Source organism: Catellatospora sp. NPDC049133, from assembly GCF_040648455.1.
Classification (GTDB): Bacteria; Actinomycetota; Actinomycetes; order Mycobacteriales; family Micromonosporaceae; genus Catellatospora; species Catellatospora aurea.
The window spans coordinates 148,594-172,457 of the sequence record NZ_JBEZDT010000020.1 but is presented as its reverse complement, the minus strand read 5'-3'; the positions used below and the strand labels follow the sequence as shown (position 1 = coordinate 172,457).

19 protein-coding genes are annotated in these 23,864 nt (G+C 72.1%); 9 read left to right on the top strand and 10 right to left on the bottom strand.

Annotation, left to right across the window (positions count from 1 at the left end; translation table 11 throughout):
* Positions 1-95: 95 nt before the first annotated feature.
* Genes AB0B35_RS23310 through AB0B35_RS23290 form a run of 5 tightly spaced genes read right to left on the bottom strand, consistent with a single transcriptional unit; the run spans position 96 to position 6,376 of the window.
* Complete coding sequence (locus AB0B35_RS23310) at positions 96-1,418, bottom strand: type III PLP-dependent enzyme (protein WP_361048846.1); 1,323 nt, start codon at positions 1,416-1,418, stop codon at positions 96-98.
* A gap of 24 nt (positions 1,419-1,442) precedes the next feature.
* Entirely contained in the window at positions 1,443-2,819 is a 1,377-nt protein-coding gene (locus AB0B35_RS23305) for a hypothetical protein (protein WP_361048844.1), read from the bottom strand.
* Positions 2,809-3,996, bottom strand: a complete 1,188-nt coding sequence (locus tag AB0B35_RS23300) for a DegT/DnrJ/EryC1/StrS family aminotransferase (protein ID WP_361048842.1) — start codon at positions 3,994-3,996, stop codon at positions 2,809-2,811. The genes AB0B35_RS23305 and AB0B35_RS23300 overlap by 11 nt, the downstream gene beginning before the upstream one ends.
* Positions 3,993-4,958: an NAD-dependent epimerase/dehydratase family protein gene (locus AB0B35_RS23295; protein ID WP_361048840.1), complete on the bottom strand. Its 966-nt coding sequence runs from the start codon at positions 4,956-4,958 to the stop codon at positions 3,993-3,995. Before AB0B35_RS23295 ends, AB0B35_RS23300 begins: the two co-directional genes overlap by 4 nt.
* Before the next feature lie 2 nt (positions 4,959-4,960).
* A complete protein-coding gene (locus tag AB0B35_RS23290) occupies positions 4,961-6,376 on the bottom strand; it encodes a fatty acid--CoA ligase family protein (RefSeq protein WP_361048838.1) in 1,416 nt (471 codons plus the stop codon).
* Positions 6,377-6,669: 293 nt separating this feature from the next.
* On the opposite strand from AB0B35_RS23290, the gene AB0B35_RS23285 reads away from it, so the two are divergent.
* The 3 genes from AB0B35_RS23285 to AB0B35_RS23275 all read left to right on the top strand — a co-directional run bounded on the left by AB0B35_RS23285 (position 6,670) and on the right by AB0B35_RS23275 (position 9,880).
* On the top strand, positions 6,670-7,995 hold the full coding sequence (locus AB0B35_RS23285; RefSeq protein ID WP_361048836.1) for a nucleotide sugar dehydrogenase: 1,326 nt from the start codon (positions 6,670-6,672) through the stop codon (positions 7,993-7,995).
* 120 nt (positions 7,996-8,115) lie between these two features.
* Entirely contained in the window at positions 8,116-9,027 is a 912-nt protein-coding gene (locus AB0B35_RS23280; protein WP_361048834.1) for a glycosyltransferase family 4 protein, read from the top strand.
* A 178-nt stretch (positions 9,028-9,205) separates the two neighbouring features.
* On the top strand, positions 9,206-9,880 hold the full coding sequence (locus AB0B35_RS23275; RefSeq protein WP_361048832.1) for a LuxR C-terminal-related transcriptional regulator: 675 nt from the start codon (positions 9,206-9,208) through the stop codon (positions 9,878-9,880).
* Between the two features lie 56 nt (positions 9,881-9,936).
* Here the strand turns inward: AB0B35_RS23275 and AB0B35_RS23270 are convergent, their stop codons facing one another.
* Together AB0B35_RS23270 and AB0B35_RS23265 are read right to left on the bottom strand one after the other, a co-directional pair.
* Entirely contained in the window at positions 9,937-11,349 is a 1,413-nt protein-coding gene (locus AB0B35_RS23270; RefSeq protein ID WP_361048830.1) for an amidase family protein, read from the bottom strand.
* A gap of 46 nt (positions 11,350-11,395) precedes the next feature.
* Positions 11,396-12,079: a sugar phosphate nucleotidyltransferase gene (locus tag AB0B35_RS23265; protein ID WP_361048850.1), complete on the bottom strand. Its 684-nt coding sequence runs from the start codon at positions 12,077-12,079 to the stop codon at positions 11,396-11,398.
* A gap of 308 nt (positions 12,080-12,387) precedes the next feature.
* Here AB0B35_RS23265 and AB0B35_RS23260 point away from each other — a divergent pair, with 308 nt between their 5' ends.
* From AB0B35_RS23260 to AB0B35_RS23245, 4 genes are read left to right on the top strand one after another with little or no spacing between them, the layout of a single operon-like run.
* A complete protein-coding gene (locus AB0B35_RS23260; protein ID WP_361048828.1) occupies positions 12,388-14,130 on the top strand; it encodes a condensation domain-containing protein in 1,743 nt (580 codons plus the stop codon).
* Positions 14,127-15,284, top strand: a complete 1,158-nt coding sequence (gene glf, locus AB0B35_RS23255) for a UDP-galactopyranose mutase (protein WP_361048826.1) — start codon at positions 14,127-14,129, stop codon at positions 15,282-15,284. The genes AB0B35_RS23260 and glf overlap by 4 nt, the downstream gene beginning before the upstream one ends.
* The gene (locus AB0B35_RS23250) at positions 15,281-15,964 is read left to right on the top strand and encodes a hypothetical protein (protein WP_361048824.1); all 684 of its coding nucleotides are present in this window, start codon (positions 15,281-15,283) and stop codon (positions 15,962-15,964) included. The genes glf and AB0B35_RS23250 overlap by 4 nt, the downstream gene beginning before the upstream one ends.
* The gene (locus AB0B35_RS23245; protein ID WP_361048822.1) at positions 15,961-17,151 is read left to right on the top strand and encodes an acyl-CoA dehydrogenase family protein; all 1,191 of its coding nucleotides are present in this window, start codon (positions 15,961-15,963) and stop codon (positions 17,149-17,151) included. The genes AB0B35_RS23250 and AB0B35_RS23245 overlap by 4 nt, the downstream gene beginning before the upstream one ends.
* 34 nt (positions 17,152-17,185) lie before the next feature.
* On the opposite strand, the gene AB0B35_RS23240 is transcribed toward AB0B35_RS23245, so the two are convergent.
* Both AB0B35_RS23240 and AB0B35_RS23235 read right to left on the bottom strand, forming a co-directional pair.
* A complete protein-coding gene (locus tag AB0B35_RS23240; protein WP_361048820.1) occupies positions 17,186-18,406 on the bottom strand; it encodes a cytochrome P450 in 1,221 nt (406 codons plus the stop codon).
* Positions 18,403-19,395 carry an NAD-dependent epimerase/dehydratase family protein gene (locus tag AB0B35_RS23235; protein WP_361048818.1) on the bottom strand — a complete coding sequence of 331 codons (993 nt, stop codon included), beginning with the start codon at positions 19,393-19,395 and terminating at the stop codon, positions 18,403-18,405. Before AB0B35_RS23235 ends, AB0B35_RS23240 begins: the two co-directional genes overlap by 4 nt.
* A 369-nt stretch (positions 19,396-19,764) precedes the next feature.
* Between AB0B35_RS23235 and AB0B35_RS23230 the strand changes: the two genes are divergently transcribed.
* Complete coding sequence (locus tag AB0B35_RS23230; RefSeq protein ID WP_361048816.1) at positions 19,765-20,700, top strand: 3-oxoacyl-[acyl-carrier-protein] synthase III C-terminal domain-containing protein; 936 nt, start codon at positions 19,765-19,767, stop codon at positions 20,698-20,700.
* 58 nt (positions 20,701-20,758) lie between these two features.
* Positions 20,759-21,622, top strand: a complete 864-nt coding sequence (locus AB0B35_RS23225; protein WP_361048815.1) for a hypothetical protein — start codon at positions 20,759-20,761, stop codon at positions 21,620-21,622.
* Here the strand turns inward: AB0B35_RS23225 and AB0B35_RS23220 are convergent.
* Positions 21,608-23,854, bottom strand: coding sequence for a tetratricopeptide repeat protein (locus AB0B35_RS23220; protein WP_361048813.1), 2,247 nt, complete (start codon positions 23,852-23,854; stop codon positions 21,608-21,610). The two genes, AB0B35_RS23225 and AB0B35_RS23220, sit on opposite strands and share 15 nt — an antisense overlap.
* Between the last annotated feature and the right edge of the window lie 10 nt (positions 23,855-23,864).

Here is a 23,864-nt window from a genome sequence, read left to right as displayed (position 1 = left end):
GGGGGGGGGGGGGGCCCCGCCCCGCCCCGCCCCGCGCGCCGCGGGCCGCGCCCCCCCCCCCCCCCGGCGGTCGGGCGCCGACCCGGCCCGTGGCGTCAGCCCGAAACAGCCGGTTCCGGCATCGCGGCGTCCTGCGCCTGGGTGAACAGCCGCTGTGGCCGCAGCAGATCGTCGACGGTGTCGCGGGTCCGGACGAGATGGGCCCGGCCGTCGTCGACGAGCACCTCGGCAGGGCTGCCGTGGCTCAGGAACAGGACCGGCGAGGCGGTCGGCCCGTACGCCCCGGAACGCAGCACGCCGACCAGGTCCCCGGGCCGCAACTCGGGCAGCTGCACACCTTTGCCGATGGTGTCGTTCGGTGTGCACAGCGGCCCCGTGACGTTCCACCGCTCGGTGGCCGGCTCGGTGAAACGGTTGAGCAGCGCCATCGGGAAGTTGCGCTTCACGAACGAACCCACACCCACCGCGGCCATGTGATGGTTGGTGCCGCCGTCGGCCACCGCGAACCGCTCGCCCATCGAGGACTTCACATACGACACCCGCACCATGTACGTGCCTGCGCACGCGGTCAGGTAGCGGCCCGACTCCAGCAGCAGCCGCGTGCCCGGATGACGGGTCGCGAAGTCGTCGACGACCGGGTTCAGCTCTGCCGTGAGCACGTCCACGTCCAGGTCCGATTCACCGTCGAAGTACGCGATGCCCAGCCCGCCGCCGATGTCGACGAGCTCCAGCGGGAACCCGTGGCGGATGGCGACCCGCTCGGCCAGGTCGAAGATGCGCCGGGTGTTCTCGACGATCACGCCCTCGTTGAGGATGCGGGTGCCCATGTAGACCTGCACGCCGATCAGCCGGACCCCCGGCCGCCGCAGCGCGCCGGGTTCGAGCTCCAGCAGCTGTGCCTCGTCGATGCCGAACTGGCGGGGCTTGCCGCCCATCGTGAGACCGGAGCCCTTCACCGTGAAGGTCGGATTGACCCGCAGCACGACGGGCGCCACGACGCCTTCCGCCTGCGCGATCCGGTCGATCGCGTCCAGCTCGCCCAACGATTCGCACACCAGCGCCGCGATCCCGTCCCGGACGCACTCGGTGATCTCGGCGCTGCTCTTGCCCGGTCCCAGGAACACGACGTCCTCGGGCGCGATGCCCGCCAGCCGTGTGGTCGCCAGCTCCACCAGCGACGAGATCTCCGCACGCGCCCCCAGCGATCCCAGCAGCGCGCAGATCGACACGTTGGGATTCGCCTTCAGGGAGAAGAAGATCTCGACGGCGGGGTGCAGCGCGGCCCGCAGCCTCAGGAACTGCTGTCGCAGGGCCGCACCGTCGTACACGTACAGCGGCGTACCGAACTGCTCCGCCAGCTCGGACGCCGAGATGCCCTGCACCGTGAACTCTGCGCTGATGGCTTCACCCTCCTTCATCGGGATTCCTCACAGGTCGGCGACTCACGCCGCCGTCGCTTCGGCCACGCCGGCCAACCGGTGCCGCAACTGCTCGTCGAGCACCGCCAGTTCGTCCGGCGAGCCCGCGACCAGCAGCGCATACAGCCGGCCGTGGAACGGGGCGGGGCCCTCGTCGGCCGCCGCGTTGACCGTCGCGAAATTGTTGATCAATACACCGGTGTCCTGGACCCGGGTCGCCAGCAGCTCACCCAGGGCGGCGCGCAGCCGCCAGAACTCCAGCCGCCCACCCAGCCGCAACGGGTACTGCGCCGCCATCGCGTGCCGGCCCTCCGACAGGAACGCCTCCTGAAGACGCACCTGGTAGGTCGACATGTTGCTGCGCGCATTGATCTCGATCACCGGGAAGAGCCGGCCGTCAGTCCCGACGAGCCCGTCGACGCCGACCACACCCAGGTAGCCGTCCGCCGCCAGCCGCCGGCCGACGGCCTGCGCGGCGGCCCGGATCTCCTCATGCTGGGCCGCCGACAGATCGGCCGGCATGCGGTGACCCTTGTGCACGCCGTCGACGGTGATCGCCTCCTTGACGAAATCGAACCCCACCGAGCCGTCGCGGCCCACCGTCAGCTGGTAGTTGAGGTCCGCCCGCTTGCCGACCCACGTCTCCACGGTCAGCGTCAGCCTGCCGTCGCCGGTCCGCTCCGCGCGGCGCCGCAGCTTCCGGTCCAGGTGCAGCAGCACCTGCTCATCGCGGATCACCATGATGCCCTTGCCGGAGACACCGAACGCGTCCTTGACTGCGATCGTGCCACCGTCGGCGAGCACAGCGCGGGCGCCGCGTACCGCCCCATCCCACGAGTCGACATCGGGGCACGTCCACCCGGTCGGCTGGCGAAGTCCGGCCTCGTCGGCCAGCAGCCGACTGTAGATCTTGCTGTTGACCGCCTTGCAGATCTTCGCGGAGCTGCCGGCCACGGCCATCCCGCTCGCCGACGCGAGCGACTCCTCCTGCTCGGACACTCCGTGCGGCAGCAGGCACGCGCCCTCGGCCTGCAGCTCGCCGAGCCTGGCCACCAACGCCGGATCGGCCAGGACGTCCTGCGTGACCGTCCGGCCCGGCCGCTGCTCGCCGACCGCGAGCACCCGGGGCAAGCCGACACCCAGATCGGACAGGTACGTCAGATAGTCCTCGTCGGGTCGGCCCTTGAGAATGACGTGATCGTCTTCGCCGGCCAGCAGCACGGCGAACTCGTCCATCCGGTCCACCACCGCGCCGGCCGATCGCATCGAGAATCTCGGCAGCCCCGGCTCGTCCTCGGCCCAGCGGTCCTCGACCTCGAAGTTGCCCAGGAACACGAGCGGGGCATCGGCGTCCCCTCGTAGCGCGACCTTCAACCGGCGCAGGAAATCCTCATCGGACATGGGAGGTTCGGCCTTTCTCCAGGCGGTTTGCGCGTAGCGCGGTGAGCACGCTGTCGGTGACGGCACGGGACTGATCGCCTGACATGCACGCGTGCAGCGGCAGCGACACCAGCCGCCCGGCGATCGCGTCGGTCACGGGCAGCCGCAGGTCGGGCAGCCGTCGCCGGTAGTAGGTCAGGTGATGGGTCGGCGTGTAATGCACCGACGTCTGCACCCCGGCCGACGCCAGCGCCGTCCGGAACGCGGCCCTGGCCGCTCCGGCAGGCAGCAGGACCGCGAAGAGATGGTCGGCCGTGTCCGCGCCGGCCCGGTCGGCGAACGGCAGGACCAGCCCCGGGACACCGGCAAGCGCTTCGCGGTAGTCGGCGACGACACCGGCTCGGATCTCGCGGTCGGCGGCCAGCCGTTCCAGCTGGACGCGGCCGATGGCCGCGCCGATCTCGGTCGGCCGGTAGTTGAAGCCCAGCGCGGCGATGTCGTATCCCGAGCCGTTGTCGCGTTCGCGCGGCGACGTGCTCATCGCGTGCGAGCGCAGCGACCTGCAGCGGGCCAGCACCTCCGGGTCGGCTGCGACGATCATGCCGCCTTCGCCGGTGGTCATGTTCTTGTTGGCGTAGAAGCTGAAGCAACCGACGTCGCCGACGGTGCCCAGGAACGCGCCGTCGCGCTCACGCACCGCGGGTGCGTGAGCGGCGTCTTCGATCAGACTGAGCCCGCGGTCCGCGGTCAGCCGACGCAGGCGGGCGAGGTCCGCGGCGTATCCGGCGTAGTGCATCACGACCACCGCCCTGGTGCGGGCGGTGATGCGGCGCTCGACGTCGTCGGGATCGAGCGTGAGATCGGTGGGGGAACGCACGTCGGCGAACACCGGCACGGCGCCTACGGCGACGCTCATCGCGGCCGCGGCGACGAACGACAGCGCCGGCATGATCACTTCGTCGCCGGGGCCGATGCCCAGCGCCAGCAGCGCCAGGTGCAGCGCCGCCGTGCCGCTGCTCACCGCGACGGCGTCGGCGGCACCCAGCGCGTGCGCGAACTCCCGCTCGAACGTCCGGGTGACCGGGCCCATGGACAGCCATCCGCCGGTGAGCACCTGCGTCACCGCCGCGATCTCCCGCTCGCCGAGCGTCGTCGCGCCGAGTGTCACCCGCCATGGCGTGGTGTCGGCCGCGCTCATCGCGCTTCCCGCACCGAGCGGTTGGCATACCAGCGCACGGTCTCCGCGATCCCGTCGGCGAGTGGCGTCCGCGGCTGGTAGTCGGTGAGCTCCCGCAGCCGTCCCAGGTCGGGCACCCGCCGCGCGGGCGAACCCGGCGGAGCCGCGTGGACCTCCAGGCGCGGCGCGCCGCCCGCCGCGCGGATCACCAGCATCGCCAGCTCCTGCATGCTCAGCTCGGTGGTGTCGTCGCCGATGTTCGCCGTCACCGGTGCCGAACCCGGCAGCGCCGCCAGGCGCATGGTGGCCTCCACCGCGTCGGAGACGTGGCAGAACGCCCGGGTGTTGACCCCGCCGTAGATCGGGAACGGATCGACGCCGCGCAACGCGCGGTCGGCGAACTGGGAGACGACGTGGTTGAGTCCCATCCTCGGCCCGTACACGTTGTAGTAGCGCCCGATCCGGATCGGGAACCCGCCGTGATGCAGCAGCAGCGACTCGCTGACCAGCTTGCTCAACGCGTACGTGGCGCGTGCCTCATGCGGGTTCCGCAGGACGAACGCGCCGTCCTCGCGCACCGGGAAGCCGGTCAGCCCCGCGGCCGCCGCGCCGTCGGCCACCTCGCTGGTGGAGCTGAGGAAGAGCGCGCCGACCGAGCGCCGCGCACACCAGTCGACCAGTGTCATGGTCGCGGCGACGTTGTCGTGCAGCACCCGGAACGGCTCCCTGGCCACCCGGTCCACGCCGACCCACGCGGCGAGATGGAAGACGAGGTCGTACTGCTCGGCCAGCTTCGACGGCATCCCTCTCGTCAGATCGTGGTCGATCATCCGCACGTGCGGGCGCAACGCGACGACCTCGTCGTCCGTTCCGTGCCGCGACATGTTGTCCACGACGACGACCTCGAACCCGTCGGCCAGCAGCCGACGGCACAGATGCAGGCCGATGAAACCGGCGCCACCGGTGACCAACGCCCTTCGCACGTTCACCCGTCCTTCCCCTGGGACCTGCCAGGCAGGCCGTTGACATCGACCTTTCCCATCCCGGTACGCGGCAGCCGGGGCAGCTCGTGCACCCGGTGCGGAACCTCGTAGTCGGCGAGCCGGGAGCGGCAGTGCGCGATAAGTTCGGCGACCGAACCGCCGCCGGTCAGCACGACCGCCGCATGGACCTCCTGCCCGCCGAGGGAGTCGGCGCCGTACACGGCGGACTCGGCCAGCCCGTGATACTCGGCGACCACCCGCTGGACCCGGGCGGCGTTGACCTTCCGGCCGCCCACGTTGATGAACGCGCTGCGCCGCCCGTGCAGGACGAGTCGCCCGGCCCCGTCGACCGAGGCCAGGTCGCCGATGTCGTGGAAGTCCGCGACCGGTGACCGGTCGCCGAGGTAGCCGCGGAACATCGTGGCGGTGCGCACCAGCAGCCGCCCGTCGTCGAACCGCAGCTCGGCGTCGCGGACCGGCCGCCCCACGCAGCCCGCGGGCCACGGCTGCTCCCCGGGCAGCTGGCAGGCGATGAGCCCGGTCTCGGTGCTGCCGTACACCTGGAGCACGGCGGCGCCCAGGCGCTGTCCGGCGGCCGCGGCGACCTCGGCCGCGATCGCGCCACCGGACGACAGCGCCACCCGCAGCCGGCTCGACGCGGGGTGCACGGTACGCACCACCAGCTCGTAAACCAGCGGGGTGCCGAGCGCGACGGTGGCGCCCTCCTCGACGGCGGCGCGCAACCCGTGGGGGTTGAACTGGGTGAACACGGTGAGCGCGGCACCGGAGACGACGGCGGCGAACAGCCCGCCGACCATCCCGAAAGAGTGGGCGACCGGCACCGCGGCGACGATGGCGTCGTCGGGCGTGAGGCCGTAGAGGTCCCGGTAGAGGGCGCCGCCGCGCAGCAGGTTCGACACCGGCTGGCGGGCCAGCCGAGGTTCTCCCGTCGACCCCGAGGTCGCCTGGCAGACGTGGACCTCGCCGCCGGCCGGGCGCGGGCCGGCCGGCGCGGTGTTCGCGCCCGCCGCGATGAGCTGGTCGACGGGGACCACCCGGTACGCGTCCGGGCGTCCGGCCGTGTCGCCTGCGACCAGGGTACGCGTCCCGGCCGTGTGGAACACCGAACCCGGATCGCGCAGCTGGCGGCTGCCGGACTCGAAGACGGCCACGTCGACACCCGCCAGCAGCGCGCCCAGCAACCCGGACACTCCGGCGGCGGAGTTGTCCAGGGCGTAGAGGATCGTGTGCTCCTGCCCGAGGAGCTCGTCGCGGCGGGCGGCGGCGCGCTGGGCGGCCTCCGCCAGCTCCGCCCAGGACAGCGAGGTCCGGTGCCGCCCCTGGTACACGGTGAGGGCGGTCCGCCCGCCGAGGCGCTCCGCGTTGGCCCGCAACGCACTGCCCAGTTCGGTTCTCACACTGCCCCGTATCACTAACCCTCGGAGGTCGGGCGGTCACCCCGTCCGCGGTCCCGGCGCGTCCGGCAGCGCCGGCCGCGCCGTGCGGGCCAGGTCCGGGCCGGATCCGCCCACGTCAAGGCGTCACGCTAGGACGGCGTACGCGCCACGGGCAACGGTCGAAAACGGGTATAGCTGGTTGTCCAGGTCCATCGACCGTCTGCCAAGGGGTGCCGCACAGGCTCTGCGCGCGCGAGGCTGGTGAACGACAAGCGCCATTCCGACGGGTGAGGCGCATGAGGCGAGGACGGCGGATGTCAGGTCAGCACCGCGCCGACACCGGGGACGGCCACGCCGTCACGATCGTCGGCCTAGGTTACGTCGGATTGCCGCTGGCGGCCTGTTTCGCCGCCGCGGGCGTGCGCACGCTCGGGGTGGACACCAACTCCGAGGCCAGGGCCGCGGCCGCGGCGGGCAGACCGTCGTTCTTCGAGCCCGGCCTGAGCGACGAGCTGCGCACGCTGCCGCCGGGCATCCTCACGTACGCCGGGGAACTGCCGCCCGCGCCGTCGGAAGCCGTGGTGGTCTGCGTGGGCACCCCGTTCGACGCCCACGCGCACCGGCCCGACCTGCGCCAGTTCGAAGCCGCGGTCACCGCCGTCGCCGCACACATCGGCCCGCAGACCCTGGTGGTGGTGCGCAGCACCGTGCCGGTCGGCACCTGCCGCAACATGGTGCTGCCCATCCTGCGTCGATTCGTGGACGAGCCACTGCTGGCCTTCTGCCCGGAGCGCACCATCCAGGGCCGCGCCCTGACCGAGATCCGTTCCCTGCCGCAGGTCATCGGGGCGCTCGATGCGAGGTCGCGGGACCGCGCCCGTGAGCTCTTCGACCGCATCGCACCCGACCAGGTGCACGTCTCCTCCCTGGAGGCCGCCGAGCTGGTCAAACTGGCGTGCAACGCGCACACCGACCTCATCTACGGCTTCGGCAACGAGCTCGCGGAGCTCGCCGAGCACCTGGGGCTGGACGCCCACGAGGTGATTCGCGGCGCCAACACCCGCTACCCGCGCCCGGACATCGCCCGGCCGGGATTCGTCGGCGGCAGCTGCCTGACCAAGGACCCCTACCTGCTGATACACAGCGGTGAGTCGGTCGGCTACCGGCCGCCCATGGTCGCCGCCGCGCGGGCGGTCAACGAGAACGTGCCCGTCCGGGCGGCCCGGCGGATGCTGCGCGCACTGGCCGCCCGGCGTACTCCGGTCGGGGAGTGCAAGATCTTGGTCTGCGGGGTCGCCTACAAGGGGCGGCCGGTCACCGACGACGTGCGCGGCGCCGCGTCGGAGGTCGTCGCCCGCGAGCTCGGCGCGCAGGTCGGGCTCCTGGTCGCGCACGATTTCCTGGTTCCGGCCGAACGGACCGCGTCGATCGGGTTCAAGCCCGTCGGCCTGGAGGAGGGCCTGCGCGACAGCCACGGCCTGCTGCTGCTGAACGACCATCCCGGATATGCGGACCTGACGGCGCAGCACCTGCGCGCCGCGATGCGCCCGGACCCGGTCGTGTTCGACATGTGGGGCGTGTTGGCCGACCGGCTGCGCGACGCGCAGGGTATCGACTACCTCGAACTCGGCCGGGGCTGACGGGTGCGCCGGATACTCACCGTCTTCGGCTGTGTCGAAGGTGCGCAGACCTCCGGCGCCCAGCGTATGGCATGGCGGACCACGGCTGCCCTGGCGCGCCTCGGCCACCGGACCGCCGTGATGACGGACGCCCGGCCGCCGGCCGACGGCGGCCGGTGGCACTGGTTCGACCTGGACGGCGCAGCCGCGCAGGCGTTCGCCCCGGACGTCGTGCACGCCTACGACTTGGCCCAGCCGGCGGCCGTGCAGCGGGCGAAGGAACTCGCCGACCGCGCCGGAGCGAGGTTCGCGCTCACCCCCGCGTCCGCCCCCGAGTGCTGGCCGGATCTGTCGGCGGGAGCGCGGTTGTGCCGGGAAGCCGACGTCGTCTACGTGCTGACGGCCACCGAAGCGGACCGTTTCAGCGCGCTCGGCGTCGACCGGGACCGGCTCAGACACCTGCCGTCGGCGCCCGATCTGGTCGGCACGCCGGACCCGGCCGCTTTCCGCGCACGGTATGTGCCGTCCGGCCGGTCGGTGTTGTTCGTCGGGCGCCGGGTCGCCGCGAAGGGGTACGCCACCCTGCTGGACGCCGCCCCGCTGGTGTGGGCGTCGCACCCGGACGTCGTCTTCCTGTTCGCCGGACCCTACGGCGAGTCCGCCGCCGTGGAGGCGTTCCGCGCCGTGACCGACCCGCGCATCGTGGATCTCGGCATCGTCGACGACCAGTTGAAGCATGACGCCATCGCCGCCTGCGACGTGTTCTGCCTGCCGACGCGGGCGGACGTGTTCCCGCTGGTCTTCGCCGAGGCGTGGGCGTTGGGCAAGCCGGTCGTCGCCGGACGCTTCCCCGGGATCGCCGACGTGGTCCGCGACGGCGTCGACGGTCTGGTCACCGAACACGCTGCGCAAGCGGTCGCCGGCCGGCTGCGCGAACTGCTGTCCGATGACGCCAGACGGCTCGCGCTCGGCCGGGCCGGCCGGCTGCGGGTGCGGGCCGAGATGAGTTGGGAGCGCGTCGCGCAGGCCGTCGACGCCGGCTATCCGGGATAGCGCGACGTGCGCCGTGCAAGCCGGCAGGTTCCGCTGCGAGCGGAGCCGGTCGGCAGGTCGTCGTGCCATCCGTACGGTCCATGCCATATCGGCCGGTTGAAACGGGCAGCCGCCCGAATGGCTTGTGTAAAGTAACTTTATAGTGATACAAACTGATGACTTCACGGGGGAGGAACGAATGGACCATCACCATGCCCAACACAGTTCCGAAGCAGACGACGCCACGGTCGACGTGGCGTTGTGCGTGGGCGGGGAGGTACTGAGCAAGGGACTGGAAGTACTGCTGGGCAACGTCGAGAGAGTCGGCCGCGTCTACCGCGCCGCCGACACCGAGGACCTGGGCCGCCTGCTCGCCTCCCACCCATGCGATGTGGTCATCGTGTCGGTGGAGCAGTGGCCCTCGCTGGCCGAGGAGCCTGCGCTGGCCGGTGACGGCCTGCCTCGGATCCTGGTCGCCGGTGACGAGGTGCGGATCAGGAAGGCGTTCAAGTCGGCCAGCGCCACGGCGGACGGCTTCGTCTTCATCACCGACCTGTCCGCCGAGTCGTTGGACGACAGCCTCTCGCGCACCGTCTCGGGCATGATGCCGATGCCCCCGTCGCTGGCGCGCCACCTTCTCACCGGCGCACGGCGGATCGGGCAGGGGCGCGAGTCGCGCCCGGTGTCGCTGACCTTCCGCGAATCGGAGGCGCTCGCGCTGCTCGCCGACGGGCTCAGCAACAAGCAGATCGCGCGGGCCCTGAGCATCTCCACCCACGGAGCCAAGCGTCTGGTCGGTGCCGTGCTGCTCAAGCTCGGGGCTCCCAACCGGACCGCCGCCGTGGTGACGGCGATGAAGAGCGGTCTCGTCTAGCGAGCCGGGACGGGCACGCCACCGCGCAGGCGGCGTGCCCGTCCCGGGCCAAGACCTCAGTCACGGGAGTCCCGCCCACCGTCGAGGGGCGGGTGGCCGATCGGGTCCAGCGCCCCGGCGAGCAGCCGCGCTGCGGCGAGCGTCGTCAGGTCGCCCAGATACGGTCCGGCGATCGCCACGCCGACGGGCAGGCCGTGCGAGTCCAGCCGCACCGGGACCACCGTCGAGGGCAGGTAGGCCACGCCGGTCAGACCCGCCCAGACCGTCTGCTGCCAGTAGGGCCGCTCCGCGCCGTCGACGGTGACCCGGCGCTCGGCGAACGGCCGGTGATCATGCCGGATCGCCAGGTTGGCGGCGACCGGCAGCAGGAGCACGTCGTACCGGGCGAAGAACTCCCGCCAATGCAGCCGCAGCCGCTGCCGTTGCGCGTCCGCCCGAACCCAGTCCGGCAGCGGCCGGTCGGCCAGTTCGCCGCCGAGCCTTGCCACGTCGCCGCTGCCGGCGTCGGCGGTCGCGGCGAAACCCGCCAACAGCTGCCGGAACACCAGGTCGCTGTCGCCCAGCCGGACGCCGGCAGGTTGCGCGTACTCCACCTGCGCCCCGGCGCGGCAGAACGCGTCGATCGCCGTCTTCAACGCGACGGCGACCTCCGCGTCGACCGGGCAGTAGGGGTCGTCGATCCAGGCCGCGATCCGCCGCACAGGTCGCGCCGGTGGCAGGCTCACCTGCCACGCCGGCTCGTCCCAGGGGTGCGGGCCGACCGTGGCCCTCAGGACCGTCTCCAGGTCGTCGACAGTGCGCGCCATGGGGCCCGCCACCGCCAGGTCGACGGTGGTCGGTTGGAACGGCATCGGCGGGACGTGCCCGCGCATCGGCACGATCCCGAAACTCGGCTTGTGCCCGAACACCCCGCACGCCGAGGCCGGCAGCCGGATCGAGCCCGCGACGTCGGAGCCGAGCTCGACGGGGGTGAACCCGCACGCGACCGCGCCGGCGCCGCCGCCGGACGAGCCGCTGGTGCTGTGTTCAGGATGCCAGGGGTTGCGGGCGGTGCCGAAGACATCGTTGTACGACTGGATGTCGGCCGACGCGGCCGCGAGGTTCGTCTTGCCGAAGACGATGGCGCCGGCCTGGCGCAGCCGCCCGACCGCGGCAGCGTCCTCGCGCGGCACGAACCCGCCCAACATCGGCAGGCCACCGGTGGTGCGCAGCCCCTCGGTCGCGAGGCTGTCCTTGACCGTCATCGCGACACCGTGCAGCGCCCCCAGCCGGTGGCCCCGGACCGCGGCCTCATCGGCCTGCCGGGCCCACTCCGACGCCCGCTCGTCGATCGTGACGACCAGCCCCAACGCCGCGTTGTGCCGCTCGATGCGCGCCAGCAGCGCGGCCAGGTACTCGCGGGCGGACAACGTGCGCGCCGCGACGGCGGCCGCCACCCGCCGGGCCGACCACCAGTGCAACTCGTCCACTGCCGTGCCTTCCTCAGATCGCGCTGCCGGCGGCGGGGCGCACCGCTCAGGCCCCGAAGATGGGATCATCCAAAACCCGTTGCTGCACCAGGGCGTACTTCTGCGGGGTGCCGATGTCGTGCCACTCGTCGGAGAACCGGTACGCGTCGACGTGGGCGCCCAGCCGCGTCAGCGTGGTGATGAGTGCGGGCATGTCGGTGGCTCTGTCAGGCGGGATGTGCTCGCGCACCGCAGGGTCGGCGACGTAGATCCCCGCCGCCACGTCCAGCAGGAGTTCCGGCTTCTCGCGCACCCCGATGACCTGGCCGTCGACGATGTCCAGCACCCCGAGCTCGACCGGCACGCGGTGGGCGTGCGCGGCGACGGTGAGCAGGCTGGAGCCGGCCCGGTGCACCTTGTGCAGGTGGGCGAAGTCGATGGTGCTGAGCACGTCCCCGTTGACGATCAGCGCGGCCTCGTGCCAGTCCCGGACCAGCAGCAACGGACCCGCCGTGCCCATCGGCTCCCGGTCGAACGCGTAGTCCAGCGCCACGCCGAACTCGCTGCCGTCGCCGAACCGCTGGCGGATGGCGTCGGCCAGATGCGACACGCACATCGTGACACGATCCGCGCCGGCCTGGCGCAGCCTGCCGACGAGGATCTCCAGGATCGGCCGGCCACCCACCCCCAGCAGCGCCTTCGGCGTGTTGCGCGTGTGTGGCAAGAGCCGGGTTCCCTTGCCTCCCACCATGACGATGGCGTGCACGAAGGTCCTCCCTTGCCGTTGCCTGCCGACGCCGGGGCGAACCCGACGGCGTGGTGTACGGGCAGTATTCGCCGACGGCCATGGGGTTTGGAAAGCACCGAACGAGCGCGCGCCGACGGACCCCCAAATGGGCATGGTCTGACGGAGGCGTTGGCGGGCCCGATCCGGACCGCTTGAATGGCAGATGCCCGGAGCCCACGGGCGAATCGGGTGATCGCGGTGGCCCGGTCCCGATCCCCTCGTCGCCGGTGTGGCGTCGCGATCGCCGTCGACCGCGTGGGAGGAGTTGGCGGATGCGCGAGGTCCGACACATTGCGGCCCCCTTCACCGGCCAGGACAGGGGCAGCCACGACCTGACGCGAGGCCAGGCGAACCTTCTCAGCGTCCTGCTCGACGGCGCAGCCGTCACGCTCAGTGCGACACTTGCCGCCCCCGCCGGCACCGACCTGGCCCGCCTGTGCGTGGCGACGGCGGCGCTCATGGCGCGCCACGACTCGCTGCGCACCACGTACCGCCTGGGCACGCGGCCGACGCAGGTCGTCAACGGCGGCGGCCACCTGGACATCGCGATCTACGACAGCGACACACCGCTGAGCGAGCCCGAACTGGCGCGGGTACGCGACGAGGTGCGCGGTGCCCCCTGGACGGACCTGGCGACCAGGCCCCCGTTCCGGGTGGCGGCGGTCTGCGCCGGTCCCGAGGTCTCGCATGTGATCTTGGCGATCTGCCACGTGGCGGCAGACATGGCCGCACTGATGATCATCCTGGCGGAACTCGAGTCACTGCTGGCCGCCCGGGAGCTGCCGCCGGCCGGACCGCAGCCGGTGGACCTGCTGGCGCTGGAGAACACACCGGCACTGCGGCGCCGGCAGCGCAACAGCCTGAACTACTGGCGCGCACAGCTGCGCGGAACCGCCCACTCGCTGTTCCCGCCCGGCCCGGCCACCGGCCGGCCGTTTCACCGAGGACTGCTGGTCCGGTCAGCACCGGCCGCCGCCGCGGTCGAGGCCGCGTCCCGGCGGATCGGGGTCGGCAGTCGAACGGTCGTGCTCACCGCCGTGTCCATGGTGATCGCCCACCAGTCCGGACAACGGCGATGCCCGGTCACCAGCCCCACCGCCAACCGCTTCCTGCCCGGCATGCAGCACTATGTGGGCCAGCTCGCCTCGGACGCCTTCGCCTGCCTCGACCTGCGCACCGCGGAGACCTTCGACGCCGCGGCGCGGCTGGTCGCCCGCGACACGATCCGGGCCTACTGGCACGGCTGGTTCGACACCGGCCGGCTGTGGAGCCTGTTCGACGAGATCGCCCACGAACGGGGCGTGCGCGCACACGCCCGGGAGTTCGTGTTCAACGACATGAGCTCCCTGAGCGCCGCCCCCGCAGACGAGGCGGACCAGCTCAGCGCGACCAGGTACGGCCTGATCGAGAAAGTGGGCCGGCACGACGACCCGTCACCCGCCCGCGGACGCCTGGGCGTCGGCATGGCCTGGCTGGCCGATGAGCCTGCCGTCTCCCGGCTCTCCTTCGACCTGCTGGCCGTCGAGGGCGAGCTCGCCGCGGCACTGTGGGCCGACCCCCGCTGCTTCTCCGCCGCGGACGTGGTCGCGATGGCCGAAGCCGTGGAGAAGCTGCTGATCGCCGCCGGTGACGGAGAGGTCGGGTTCGCCGACCTGGCGACGGTGACCGGGATCAGCGCGCCCGTGCGCGGCGACGGCTGGCGCTTCGTGGACTCCGGCTGGGTGGAACTGAGCACGGTGCGGCGCCTGCTGGCCGGTGTCGTCGGCGAGGACTGCCTGGTCACCGCCGACGACCAGGCGGAGGGAACCCGGCTGGTCGGCTTCGTCGCCGACCCGACGGCCACGCTCACACCCGAGACGGTCCACCTGGGCTGCGTCGCCGCACTGCCCGCGCTGTCGGGCACCATGACTCCACACACGTACGTGATATGCCCGGCAGCTCCACCCGACCGCGACGACGCGCGCGCGTGGCGGGCACAGCGGCACCTGGCCACCGGAACGGGCCGCGGCAGATGAGCCCCGATCTGCTGGTGGTCGGGTCAGGCCTGTTCGGTCTCACCATCGCCGAACGCTGCGCGAGCGAACTCGGTCTGAACGTGCTGATCCTCGAACGGCGAAAACACGTCGGCGGCAACGCCTACAGCGAGATCGATCCGGAGTCCGGAATCGAGGTGCATCGCTACGGCACGCACGTGTTCCACACCTCCAACGAGCGGGTCTGGAACTACGTCAACCGGTTCACCTCCTTCACCGACTACCGGCACCGCGTGTTCTCCCTCGCGGGTGGACGCGTCTATCCGATGCCCATCAACCTCGGCACCATCTGCCAGTTCTTCGGCCGGGCGATGTCGCCGCAGGAGGCCCGCCGCCTGATCGCCGACCAGGCGCGCGACGTCACCGACCCGCAGAACCTGGAGGACAAGGCGGTGTCCCTGATCGGACGGCCCCTCTACGAGGCGTTCATCCGCGGGTACACGGCCAAGCAGTGGGAGACCGATCCCAGACGGCTTCCCGCCGACATCATCACCCGCCTCCCGGTCCGATACACGTTCAACGACCGATACTTCGACGACGTGTACGAAGGGCTGCCGGTCGACGGATACACGCCATGGCTCGAACGGATGGCCGACCATCCCGGTATCGAGGTGTGCCTGGACGTCGACTTCTTCGACGTGCGAGCGGACTTCGCCGGCAAAGTGCCGATCGTGTACACCGGTGCCATCGACCGCTATTTCGACTATGCCGAAGGTCCGCTGGCCTGGCGCACGCTGCACTTCGAACGCGAGGTGCTGCCGATCGGCGACTTCCAGGGCACCTCCCAGATGAACTACCCCGACCAGGACGTGCCGTTCACCCGGATCCACGAGTTCCGCCACTTCTACCCGCAACGCCGCCACTACCCGCGCGACCGCACCGTCATCGTGCGGGAGTACTCCCGGTTCGCCACGCGCGACGACGAGCAGTACTACCCGGTCAACACCGCGCGCGACCGCGAGCGGCTGCTGCGCTACCGCAAACGCGCCCAGGAGGAGAAAGCGGTGTTCTTCGGCGGGCGGCTCGGCACCTACCAGTACCTCGACATGCACATGGCCATCGGATCCGCGCTCACCATGTTCGACCGGATCGGCCCGCTGCTCACCGCCCGACGCGCGCGCAGAGGCAAGCGATGACGACAGGACGGCCCACGGCCACCGCGCCCGAACCGGCACAGCCCGGGCACGTGCTGCTCAAGGCGGGCCGAGAACATGGCTGGCAAGTGGCTCTGACCCGCCTGCACGCGCTGGCGGGCGCCGAAACCATCCTGGTCGGCCCCGCCGGCCACGCGGTGCTGTGCCCGCAGGCGTCACGCACCGCCGTGCGGCTGCGCGTCGGGACGACCTTCCTGGCGCGTGACCGGGCCCGCGAACAGGCCCTGCCCGTGCCGGTCACCGGCGTGGTGGCGCTGCGGGTGGGCACGCGGCCCGCCGCGGCCGACCCGTATCCGTGGGCGACCGTCCTGGCCGGACTCCGGCTCGGTCTGTCCCAGGGCCTGCTCGACCGTGCCGTCGCCCACCTCGGCCGACGCAGCACCGGCGGCCAGCCGCTGCTGCGCCACCAGGCGCTGCAGGTCGCCGTCGCCGACCTGGTGATCGAACATCTCGAGATCGGCTGCGAACTCGACTCGGCCGAGGGCCTCGACCCTGCGGCGGCAGCGGACCTGCACCGCCGGATCACCCGGGCCGACCGCAGCCTGTTGCACCTGTTCGGGGCGCACGGCTACGAGCTGGACGGGCCCGCTGCCACTGGCTATGTGTCGGAGCTGCTGGCCGACGCCTACGGCGACGCGCGCAGTGAGGCGGTCCCGGCATGAGCGAACTCGACCGTCGGCTGCTGCTGCTCCAGGCCGAGGCCCGCCAGTGGGCCGACGAGATGCGCCCGCACGCCCTGCGGGTGGACCGCGACCCCGATGCGATCTCGACCCTCACCCACCTGGCGGTGCTCTCACGGCTGGGCACACTGCAGATCCCGGCCGAGTACAACCCGCGTCCGCTGCTGCTGTCCGGTGAGCGCTTCTATCTGACCAGCGCCCTGGAACGCGTGGTGTTCCTCGAGGAGACGGCATACGGCGACCTCGGCATCACGCTCGCCTCGCCCGGCGCGCCGATGAGCGGCGTCGTGGTCGACGCGATGGGAGACCCCGCACAGAAGGAGTCCTTCTTCGGCCGGCTGCTCGACCGCCCGACCTGGACGTTCTTCGCGCTCACCGAACCAGACCGCGGCTCCGACGCCGGCCACCTGCAGTGCCGGCTGGAGCGCCCGGCCGACGGCGGGCCCGCGCGGCTGCACGGGGACAAGCGATACGTCGGCAACGCGGCTCGGGCAGACCTGGGTGTGGTGTTCGCCAGGATCGGCGGAGGCCCGCTCGGCCTGGGCGCCGTGCTGGTGGAGGCAGGCACCCCGGGCTACTCGGCCGAGCCGATCCCGACGCTGGGCGTCCGCGGAGCCCAGCTGGCAGCCCTCCGGCTGACCGGGGTGGCGGTGCCCGACGAGCAGGTGCTGGGGCGGCACCTGCCCGCGACCCGCCGCGGTGCGCTGGGCTGGCTGCGCACCTTCAACCTGCTGCGACCGGTCGTCGCCACCATGGGGGTCGGTGTCGCGCGCGCGGCCTACGAGTACGTCCTGGCGCAGCGGCCGACAGCCCGGGGCGACGCGGGGGACCGGCTCGCGCGCATGGCACATGACATCGAGACGGTCCGCCGGCTGACGCGCCGCAGCGCCGAGGCGGTCGACCGCGACGCCGACGACGGGCACCTCGCCTCGGTGGCGAAGGTGAGCGCGGCCCGGCTGGCGGAGCGGGTGACCGTCGCGGCGCTGCAGATGCTCGGTCCGGGCGCGCGGTTCGAGCATCCCCTGCTGGACAAGCTGGCACGTGATGCGCGGGCGGTGGAGTACATGGAAGGCACCAGCACCATCCAGCGGCTGGGTGTCTTCAAGGATCTGCTGCGCCGCGGCGTACCGCCGGCCGGCGCAGCAGCCCGCAGCTCCGACCAAGGCTGATTCGCTCCCGCCCGGCCGGGCGGACGGCATGCCGTCAGTAGGTGACCGGCAGCGCCGTCGGCACCTGGACGACGTAGGAGGACCGACGCCAGCTCACCTCGTCGGCGGGCACGGCCAGTGCCAGGTTCGGCAGCCGGGTCGTCACCTGCTCGATGACGACGGCCATTTCGATCCTGGTGAGTTCCGCACCGGGACAGAAGTGGCGCCCCCGGCCGAAGGCGAGGTGCCGCATGTCGGTTCGGCTGAAGTCGAGCTGCTCCGGGTGCGCGAAACGTTCGGGATCGAGTCCGGCGGCGGCGATGGACAGCAGCACGGTGTCGGACCGCGCGAAACGTGCCCCCGCCACGTCCATCTCCTCGGTGGCGAACCGCCGGGCGGTGTGCAGCGCGCCGCAGTTGCGCAGCAGCTCCTCCACCGCCGTCGGGATCAGGGCCGGGTCGCTGCGCAGCGCGGCGAACAGCTCCGGCCTGCGCAGCAACTCGCGTATACCGGCGCCGATCATGCCGATGGACGTGTCGTAGGCGCCCAGCAGCAGCGCGAAGGCGAGCCCCACCAGCTCGTGGTCGTCGAGTGGGACACCGTGCTCGTCGCGGGAGTGGACCCACTCGGAGACCGCGTCGTCCTGCGGGTCCTCGCGCCTTCGCCGGGCGACGAGATCGCCCAGGTATGCCAGCAGCTCCCGCCCGGCCGCACGCCTGCCGCCGGGAAGGCTCTCGGGCGGGTCGATGTCGATGATCACATTGGTCCAGTGCTGGAACCGGGCGCGGTCGGCCGCCGGGATCCCGAGCACGTCGCATATCACGACCATCGGGTAGGGGATCGCCAGCGCCGTCATCAGGTCGACGGCGCCGGAGGCGCCCAACGGCTCCAGGACCTCCGCCGCGGCCTGTTCCAAACGCGGGCGCAGCGCCCTGACCCGCTTCAGGGCCAAGGTCCGGTTCAGGAACGTCCGCAGCCGGGTGTGCTCCGGCCCGTCCAGACTCGCCACCGTACGGGTCGTGAACTGCGCGGGCATGGGCATCGCGCGGCTGCGGGCGACCTGTTCACGGGTGCCCGCCCGGGTGATGTTGCGCGCCAGCCGGGAGTCGGCCAGCAACTGCTCGACCTCGTCGTAACCGGTGACCAGCCATGCCTGCAGCCCGTCAGGCGTCCTGATGCGGTGCACCGGGCGTCCGCTCGCGTGCAGCCGCGCGTACCTGCGATGCGGGCAACCGCCGTCGAACGGCTGCGGCCGCTGCTCGGGCACCGAGCTCATTGACGCCTCCCTCGTGCGGGAAATTCCAGGTCGTCCGGCACGCGCCGGGCTTCTGAACCCGACCGCAGCCAGTCGACGACCGAGCCGACGCCGTCCTCGATACCGATCGACGGATGCCATCCCAGTTGCCGGCCGCTGCGGGCGACGTCCAGCCGGATCCGGCGGACTTCGCCTCGCAGGGGCGGGCCGAACTCCGGCGCGAGGTGCGAGCCTGTCCGCTCGGTCAGCAGACGGTGCAGTTCCAGCAGCGAGGTCTCCACGCCGGTGCCGACGTTGAAGACCCCGGTGCCGCTGCGGGCGGCCGCCACGAACGCCTCCGCCACATCGGACACGTGCACGTAGTCCCGCGTGGTCGCGCCGTCGCCGTTGATCCGGCAGGGCAGGCCGTGCAGGAGCCGATGCGCGAATGTGGCGACCACGCCGCCCTCGCTGTCCGGCCGTTGCCTCGGCCCGTACACGTTGCCCAGCGCGAGCACGGCGTAATCCAGGCCGTACTCGGTGCGGTACAGCCTGAGGTATTCGGACGCGACCGCCTTGGTGACGCCGTAGAACGACAGCGGGGCGTGCGCGTGGTCCTCCGCCACAGGAAGCCGCTCGGCGGCCACCTGGCCGTAGATCGTGCCGCCGCTCGACGCGAAAACGATCTTTCGGCAGCCGGCCAGGCGTGCCGCTTCGAGCATGTTCACCAGGCCGACGACGTTCGCCTTCGCGTCGAGCACCGGGTCGCGCATCGAGACCTGGACGGTCGACTGGGCGGCCAGCAGAAACACCACGTCCGGGCGCACCTGGTCCACCAGCCGCGCGGCTTCGGGCCCGGCGATGTCCGCCTCGGCGATCGTCAAGTCGCCCGCGGCGGTGATCGCCTCGAGGTTCTCGGCGCGCCCGGTGGAGAAGTCGTCGACCACCATCACCTGGTGGCCGCGCTCGAGCAGGAGCGCGGTCAGATGCGATCCGATAAAGCCTGCTCCACCTGTCACGATGGTCTTCATGGCCGGTCAGACGGCTCCTTCCGCCGTCCCGGATGCGCGGTGGCCGCCGGCCAGGCGTTGTCGGTGGTGCGCGGACGGGTCCAGTCTTACGCCGCGGCACGGGGTTGTCGCGGCCTCGATCGGGCATGACCGGCTGGGCCCGTGCTGATCGGGCGCCACGCGGGCAGGCTCGGAACCCGGCGGCACCGTGACGCCCTTCGGGCACGCCCATTCGATCAGGGCGGCCGGGCGGCCGGGCGACCCTTCTGCGCCGGCCCGCGGCCGGGCACATTTGGTCGAGGCGGGGGTGCGGCCCCAGGCCGGGTCGAGCCTGCCGGAAACGGGCGGGGATTCGACGTGACATCACCGTGCCGCATCCTGGGAGGGACAGTGACTTCGCTCGCGGCGATTGCGAGTTTCCACCCGCCCCACCGCGTATCGATCGCGGACTACCTGTCCCGGCACGGGGTGGACGAGGCGCAGACCAAGGTCTACGAGCGGTACTACGGTTTCTCGGAGATACGCATCGCCGAAGGCATGGGCTTCGCCGAGCAGATGCTGGCGGCCGCCGCGCGGCTGGCGGAGCTGCCGCGGGTGCGGCACCGGATCCGCTACGTGATCCAGGCGCGGACCATGCCCATCGCCGCGCCCTACCCGACGAATCCGCTGCACGCCGTGCGGTCGGCGCTGGGTTTGGCGCACGCGACCGCCTTCTGCCTGAACCAGCAGGCATGCGCGTCCGGCCTGCTGGCGGTGGAGGTCGCCGGACGACTGCTGGAACGCGACGGCGATCCCGAGGCACTGGCGTTGATCTTCGTCGGTGAGAAGACGTTCACCTCGTCCGCGCAGGTGCTGTCGTTCACCGCGGTGATGGGGGAGAGCACGGCGGCGGTGCTGGTCGCCCCAGGAGACGGCCCCGACACGGTGCTGAGCTACGCCTCACAGATACACGGACGTTATTATCTTGGCCCGCGGATGCCCGCGGAGCTGCAAAACCAGTTCGCCGACGGGTATGCCGACGCACTCGCCGAAGTGATCCGGGCGGCGCTCGACGGCGCCGGGCTGGCCATCGACGACATCAAGCTCATACTTCCGCACCACGTCAACCGCATGTCATGGGTGCGGGTGCTGCGCAAGCTCGGCATCCGCGGCGGCGACCGGCTGTTCCTGGACAACCTGGCGTCGACGGGGCACTGCTTCGCGGCCGACCCCTTCCTCAACCGCGAGACGGCAGGCGAGAAGGGCCGACTGCGCAGCGGCGACCGCTACGTGATGACGTCCGTCGGGCTCGGTGCGACCTTCTCCGCAATGGTGCTGTCCTGCTGACCGCAGCCGTTGCTCCGTCCCCTGGCGAAAGGGTGCCATGTACGTCACATCGCGCTCCGTGAACCCTCACCGGGACACGGACGAGCCCGCCGCTGCCGTCCTGCGACTGACGCACGTCGAGCACCATGTGGCGACAGGCGGGCGGCCGTTCGACGACTTCTGCCGGGGCTACTTCCAGGACCTGTGGGGCATGTACGGCGTGCCCTGGGAGGAGAACCTGTTCGCGGTCCAGCGCAACACCTTCCACGACCTGCTGGCCATGAGCGGGCACACGGCAGCGCCGTTCCAGCTGGCGATCCTGGCCGGCACCACGCCCGACACCGATCCCGTCTTCCCGATGGCGCAGCTGGCAGAACACGTGGGCGGCCAGGCCTTCACCTTCGCGGTGTCCGACCAGGGAACGGCCGCTCCTTTCACCGCACTGCGCCTGGCCGCGGAGCACATCCTGCCGGGCCCGGTCCGGCGGGCCCTCGTCCTGGTCGTGGACCAGAAGACGCGCCTGCACCGCGGCGCGGTGCCGGCCTCGGTGACCCCCACGGCTGACGCGGTCGCCGTGCTGGTGTTCGAAACCGGGCCCGGACCCGGGCGCATGCTGGTCGAGCAGGCCACCGACGTCCCCGCGGACGAGGTGGCCGCCCGCGTCGCGGCGGCGGTGGCCGACGCGGCGGCCGACGGCAGCCACGTCGACGTGATCGGCAGCGCGGGCTGGTTCGCCAACGCCGACACCATCCCGCCGGACGCTCGACGTGCCCCCGACGGCATGCCCTGCACCGGCCTGTGGGCCGCAGCCGCCGTGGACCTTCCCCGCTGGCGTGTGCACGGTCGGCAGGTGCTTCTCGTGGACTACGACGAGTCGTTGCGTTACCTGAGCATCTGCCGGATCGACATGGCAGGCGACGCCGGGTCGTCAGCGACGCGGTGAATCCGGCTGCGGCACGGCGAGCTTGTGGGCGACGTCGTCGGCGACCGGATGACCGGCGTTGGCGTACAGCTTGTACGCGTGCTCCCAGCGTTCACGGGCCGTGGCGTGATCGCCCAGCGCCTGGAACGCGTCGCCGGCATGGTTGGCCAGCTGCGCGTCCAGGATCGGATCGCCCAGTTCCCGGACCAGGTCACGGGCGATGTCGTACTGCTCGACCGCGGCGGCGTACGCGCCGAGAGCGTGGTGGGCCTGGCCGATGTTGTCCAGGGACACCACCTCGTTGACGGTGTCACCGGCCAGGTGCTGGTCGGCGGCGGCCCGCTGGAAGAACCCGATCGCCGCCGCCGGGTCCCCGCCGTAGACCAGGTACAGGCCGACAGCGTTGGCGGCCCGGCCCGCCCAGCTCGGGTCGTCCAGGCCCGACCACAGCTCCAGGGACCGCTCGACGTGGGCCAGCGCCTTGCCGAGGTCACCCTGCAGGAAGCACACGTAGGACAGCACGAACTCGGTCTCGGCCTGCCCGCGGTGGTCCCCGGCGTCCCGGCACAGCTGCATCGACTCGTGCATGTGCGTGTACGCGTCGGCGAACCGCCGCAGACGCCCCGCGACGGCCCCGAGGAACCGGTGGGCGTGCGCCGCCGCCGCGTGGTCCATCGACGCGGTCGCCGCCCGCAGCGCCACCGCCCACGCCGCGCCTTCGTCGTGCCAGCGGTGCTGCTCGTACAGGAACGTGTCCAGGGCCCAGCCGAGCTGCCACGCGTACTGGTCCTGGCCGTCGTCGCGGGCCTGGCGCAAGGTCGCCAACAGCACCGAACGCTCGGCCTCCAGCCAGGCCAGCGCCGTGCGGTAGTCGGGCCGGTGGCTGCCCTCGGCGGGCGGCACCGGCAGCGGGATCGCCGGGCGGATCGGGTTCAGGACCCGGTCGGCCTCATGGGCCTTGCGCGTGTAGTGGTCGAGCAGCCTGGTCAGCGCGTCGCGGCGCTCGTCGCCGCTGTCGGCGGTGCGGGCCAGCTCGTGGGCGTAGTCGCGGAGCAGGTCGTGCAGCTGGTAGCGGCCCGGTCGGTGCTCGACCAGCAGGCCGGCGTCGACCAGTTCGTCGAGTTCGGGACGGGCGTCGTGCACCCCGGCGAGGGCTGCGGCCGCGTCGGCGGCGATGTCGGGTCCGGCGGTGAGGCCGAGCCGGCGGAACAGCCGCGCGGCGGCCGGGCTGACCGCCGCGTACGACCAGGAGAACACGGCGTGCAGGCCGTCGTGGCTGCGCGAGCCGGCCCGGCGCAGGTCGGCGGCGGCTGTCGCCAGCGGCGACCCCGTCTGGGCCACCCGGGCGGCGGTCAGCGCGAGCGCCAGCGGCAGCCGTCCGCAGACGGCGACGGCGTCGGCGGCCGCGGTGTCGTCGGCCGGGCCGGGCAGACGGGACCGGACCAGCTCGACGGCTTCGGCCTGGCTCGGCAGGTCGACGGGCACCGGCACGGCGGCGTACTCGGCGACCAGCGAGGTCAGCGGGCTGCGGCTGGTCACGATCGTGCGTACGCCGGGGCCGGCGGCCAGCAGCGGGCGCACCTGGTCGGTGTCGCGGGCGTTGTCGAGCACGACGAGCAGCCGGCGCTCGGCGGCCAGGCCGCGGAAACGGGCCGCTTGCGCGGCCGGGTCCGCGGGGATGTCCCGGGCGGGCACGCCGAGCGCGTCGAGGAAGACGCGGATCGCGTCGGCCGGGTCGAGGACGTCCCCGTCGCGAGCGTATCCGCGCAGGTCGGCGTACAGGCGGCCGTCGGGGAAGGCCGCGGCCTGGCCCGCCGCCCAGTGCACGACGAGCGTGGTCTTGCCGATGCCGGGTGGTCCGGACACCACGGTGACGGGCTGGACAACGTTGTCCAGCGCGGTCAGCACAGCGGCGCGACCGACGAAGCTGCCGACCATCGCGGGCAGCAGATGGGGTCCGGCGGTCTTGGCGCCGGCCCGCTGCCGCAGTCCCTCGTGGACGCCGACGAGCACGTCATGACGGCGGCGCCACTCGGCGAGTTCGGCCTCGCTCGCGCCGCAGGCGAGCACGAACGGGCGCACCAGGGTCTCGAAGTCCGGCGGCCGTTTGATCTGCCCGTCGAGGATCGCGTAGAGCTGGGTCCGGCTGATGCGCACCTGCCGGGCGATGCTCGGCAGGTCACGTCCCGACGTTTGCCACAAGGCCCGGAGGTTGGCGCAGAACTGCGTGACGGGGCTGGTGCGATCGTCCACATAGGTCAGC

What these genes read in the sequence shown, in the direction of transcription:
- AB0B35_RS23310 (WP_361048846.1), bottom strand. Translation starts at nt 1,418, where the DNA reads ATGAAGGAGGGTGAAGCCATCAGCGCAGAGTTCACGGTGCAGGGCATC.
- AB0B35_RS23305 (WP_361048844.1), bottom strand. Translation starts at nt 2,819, where the DNA reads ATGTCCGATGAGGATTTCCTGCGCCGGTTGAAGGTCGCGCTACGAGGG.
- AB0B35_RS23300 (WP_361048842.1), bottom strand. Translation starts at nt 3,996, where the DNA reads ATGAGCGCGGCCGACACCACGCCATGGCGGGTGACACTCGGCGCGACG.
- AB0B35_RS23285 (WP_361048836.1), top strand. Translation starts at nt 6,670, where the DNA reads ATGTCAGGTCAGCACCGCGCCGACACCGGGGACGGCCACGCCGTCACG.
- AB0B35_RS23280 (WP_361048834.1), top strand. Translation starts at nt 8,116, where the DNA reads ATGACGGACGCCCGGCCGCCGGCCGACGGCGGCCGGTGGCACTGGTTC.
- AB0B35_RS23275 (WP_361048832.1), top strand. Translation starts at nt 9,206, where the DNA reads ATGGACCATCACCATGCCCAACACAGTTCCGAAGCAGACGACGCCACG.
- AB0B35_RS23265 (WP_361048850.1), bottom strand. Translation starts at nt 12,079, where the DNA reads ATGGTGGGAGGCAAGGGAACCCGGCTCTTGCCACACACGCGCAACACG.
- AB0B35_RS23260 (WP_361048828.1), top strand. Translation starts at nt 12,388, where the DNA reads ATGCGCGAGGTCCGACACATTGCGGCCCCCTTCACCGGCCAGGACAGG.
- glf (WP_361048826.1), top strand. Translation starts at nt 14,127, where the DNA reads ATGAGCCCCGATCTGCTGGTGGTCGGGTCAGGCCTGTTCGGTCTCACC.
- AB0B35_RS23250 (WP_361048824.1), top strand. Translation starts at nt 15,281, where the DNA reads ATGACGACAGGACGGCCCACGGCCACCGCGCCCGAACCGGCACAGCCC.
- AB0B35_RS23245 (WP_361048822.1), top strand. Translation starts at nt 15,961, where the DNA reads ATGAGCGAACTCGACCGTCGGCTGCTGCTGCTCCAGGCCGAGGCCCGC.
- AB0B35_RS23240 (WP_361048820.1), bottom strand. Translation starts at nt 18,406, where the DNA reads ATGAGCTCGGTGCCCGAGCAGCGGCCGCAGCCGTTCGACGGCGGTTGC.
- AB0B35_RS23235 (WP_361048818.1), bottom strand. Translation starts at nt 19,395, where the DNA reads ATGAAGACCATCGTGACAGGTGGAGCAGGCTTTATCGGATCGCATCTG.